Genomic DNA, 2,928 nt, shown 5'->3' on the forward strand with positions numbered 1-2,928 from the left:
AATATAACGATATAAAAAGAGGGATAGAAATGGAAACTGTTATAAATAAAATAAAAGAGGTACAATCTAATTATGTGGGAATGGCAATTTATTCTACAAAAAATAATCGTATAGTTGCTTCGTATAATAGTGAATTAAATATTCCGTTAGCATCAGCAGCAAAATTAGTCATTGGATTTGTAGTAACGCAAATGGTGAAGGAAAATAAACATAATTGGAATGATATACTTCATTACATTAAATTTAATCCACATGAAGATAGTGCGCAGTTATATCCGCATTTACAAGGAAGAACTTCTTTAACACTTAGTGAAGCGGTAGAGGTAATGATTGCTTGTCATGATAGTTACGTTGCACAGTCAGTTGTAATGCACTGTGGTGGATGGGATGCTGTGAAAATGTACGCACAAACGTACTTTTCAAAAATTCATATACAAGAGAATGCTAGAGATGAGAAAAATGTTGGAGAATTAAGTGAAGTTCTTGCCCTTTTCATACAAACCTTTCAAGGTTATAAATCAGAACCAGAATTATGGGAACCAATTATTAGCGGCATGGTAAGACAGCAAGGAGAGTATGAAGAAATTCCATATTATCATATAGCTCATATGACAGGTGGATTACTCACAGCTACAATAAATATTGGTATTATAGGAATGTTTAACGAATTTCCACTTCTTTATGTGATTGGGGGAAAAGATTTACCGAATCGCCGTGAAAATAAAGAGGTAGATGAAGCTTTTGCAGTAGTTTTAAAGTACATATACAAAGAATATAGTGAAAGCATGCTAGGAGTGAGCGATTGAAAAGAAACTTAAAGACTTCAACAATCATTATTTTAATTTTAACGATTATTGCTCTTGAAGTTGGAATCGCACTATATGATCACAATTTGTCATTAAATACAATTTACTTTGCAGCAATTCTTATTTGTATTGTATTGCTTTTTGGCACACGTGTTTCTGAAGAGAAAGAAAGTACATCGAAACGAGGACGAAGAAAAATAGCTGTTATATTTTGGCTATCTATTTCATTGTCTATCGCTTGTTTTGCAGTTATAAGTTACATAAGGGTAGGCTATGTCTCTGTACCAGGGATAATTGGCTTTTCATGCTTTGTTACATATGGTGGATTCGTTTTGATTAGTATTTTAAAGGGGAAAAATAAAATGTAGCTTACTAAGTTGAAAGGAAGCAATGTATATGAAACATATAGAGAACGGTACACGTATTGAAGGAGAATACATTAAAAATAAAGTCATTCAATATAATATGTCCATCTTAACAGATGAAGTAAAACAGCCGATGGAAGAAGTAAGTCTCGTAGTAAAAAATGAAGAAGGAAAAATATTTGGTGGTGTAACAGGTACGATGTATTTTTATCATCTTCATATCGACTTTTTATGGGTTGATAAATCAGCTCGTCATGACGGTTGGGGGAGCCAACTTTTACATAAAATTGAAGAAATTGCGAAGGAAAAAGGGTGCAGATTAATATTGCTAGATTCATTTAGTTTTCAAGCGCCAGAATTTTATAAAAAGCATGGTTACCGAGAGTATGGTATCGTTGAAGATCATCCGAAAGGTCATAGTCAGCACTTTTTTGAAAAGAGATTATAATAATATTATGTATACTGATTGATGGGAGAAAGCATATGTACACGTATAAATTGCAACAAGAACAACCAATCTGTGTAGAAAAAATAAAGAAGCTTTATGATTCTGTCGGTTGGTGGCTAGAAAGAAAAGAAGTCGATATTGAAAAAATGTTAAAGAATAGCATAGCCATTGGAGTATGGGAAGAAAATGAATTAGTTGGATTTGCTAGAGTCGTTTCTGATGGTGTTTTTCGAGCATACATTGAAGATGTTGTCGTACATGAGAATGTAAGAAATAAAGGTATTGGAGAGAAAATGCTTACAATATTACTTCGAGAAATATCTCATATTGATATTGTTAGTCTATTTTGCGGAGAGAAGCTAATAAAGTTTTACGGTGAGCAGCAATTTCAAGCAACGAAGCAAATTGTGATGCATCGTAATCAAACAGGGAAAGAATAAGAGGTGCCAATTAAAATGAATGCAACAAGAGCGTACTGTTTATCGAAAAGAAAAGCGACAGAAGATTCTCCAGATGGCTGGAGTGCAACATGTATGAGGCTTAATAATAAAATATTTGCGATAGTAAATCATGAAGAAGGTGAAAAGGCTGCGATTACATTGAAGTGTGATCCAGAAGTCGCATTAAGAATAAGAGAAGATTATCCAGAAACAATTATTCCAGGGTATCATATGAATAAAAAACATTGGAATACCGTTTATATTCATAAGGGTATAGAGCAGGAGCAAATTAATAAAATGATTGATTGGTCGTATGATTTAGTACTACAATCATTTTCAAAGAAAAAGCAGCAGGAGTTAATGGATTAATATGTATTAGGAGTGTGTGTAATGAAAGATTCGATTAAAGATACGTATGATAAATTAGCGAGTACATATAAAGAAAATCTAGATTTCGCAAATCCATATAACAGTTATTATGAAAGACCGGCGATGATGGAGCTTATTCCAAAGGAACTAGAAGGAAAAAAGATATTAGATGCTGGATGTGCAGCTGGATGGTATACTTCTCAATTCATAGGAAGAGGAGCAAATGTTACAGCAATTGATGTAAGTCCTGAAATGGTAAAAGCAGCAAAAGAAAATATAGGAGAAGAAGCGACGTTCCTTTGTCATGATCTGCAAGAAACATTGCCATTTGAAGATAATACGTATGATGTGATTGTAAGTTCATTAACTCTTCATTATATAGAAAATTGGAATCAAGTATTTCAAGAATTTCGTCGTGTATTGAAGCCAGGTGGAGAACTTATATATTCTATTCATCATCCTTTTATGGATTTCACAAAGTTTCCATGTGAAAATTATTT

6 protein-coding genes are annotated in these 2,928 nt (G+C 33.1%); all 6 read left to right on the forward strand.

The genetic code is table 11. The features are described from left to right. Window positions 1-29 precede the first annotated feature (29 nt). Window positions 30-806 carry a serine hydrolase gene (locus tag ACQGS6_RS25690; protein ID WP_000450750.1) on the forward strand — a complete coding sequence of 259 codons (777 nt, stop codon included), beginning with the start codon at window positions 30-32 and terminating at the stop codon, window positions 804-806. Continuing rightward, window positions 803-1,174, forward strand: a complete 372-nt coding sequence (locus ACQGS6_RS25695) for a hypothetical protein (RefSeq protein ID WP_000827998.1) — start codon at window positions 803-805, stop codon at window positions 1,172-1,174. The genes ACQGS6_RS25690 and ACQGS6_RS25695 overlap by 4 nt, the downstream gene beginning before the upstream one ends. 28 nt (window positions 1,175-1,202) lie before the next feature. Next, on the forward strand, window positions 1,203-1,619 hold the full coding sequence (locus tag ACQGS6_RS25700; protein ID WP_000680411.1) for a GNAT family N-acetyltransferase: 417 nt from the start codon (window positions 1,203-1,205) through the stop codon (window positions 1,617-1,619). 35 nt (window positions 1,620-1,654) lie between these two features. After that, a complete protein-coding gene (locus ACQGS6_RS25705; RefSeq protein WP_426965824.1) occupies window positions 1,655-2,059 on the forward strand; it encodes a GNAT family N-acetyltransferase in 405 nt (134 codons plus the stop codon). Window positions 2,060-2,074: 15 nt separating this feature from the next. Further along, window positions 2,075-2,428: an MmcQ/YjbR family DNA-binding protein gene (locus ACQGS6_RS25710; protein WP_000994622.1), complete on the forward strand. Its 354-nt coding sequence runs from the start codon at window positions 2,075-2,077 to the stop codon at window positions 2,426-2,428. 21 nt (window positions 2,429-2,449) lie between these two features. Then, window positions 2,450-2,928: class I SAM-dependent methyltransferase (locus ACQGS6_RS25715; protein WP_426965825.1), on the forward strand; the 479-nt coding region annotated here is incomplete at its 3' end.

The sequence above is a fragment of the Bacillus sp. GMs2/2 genome (assembly GCF_050172095.1).
GTDB classification, from domain to species: domain Bacteria; phylum Bacillota; class Bacilli; order Bacillales; family Bacillaceae_G; genus Bacillus_A; species Bacillus_A cereus.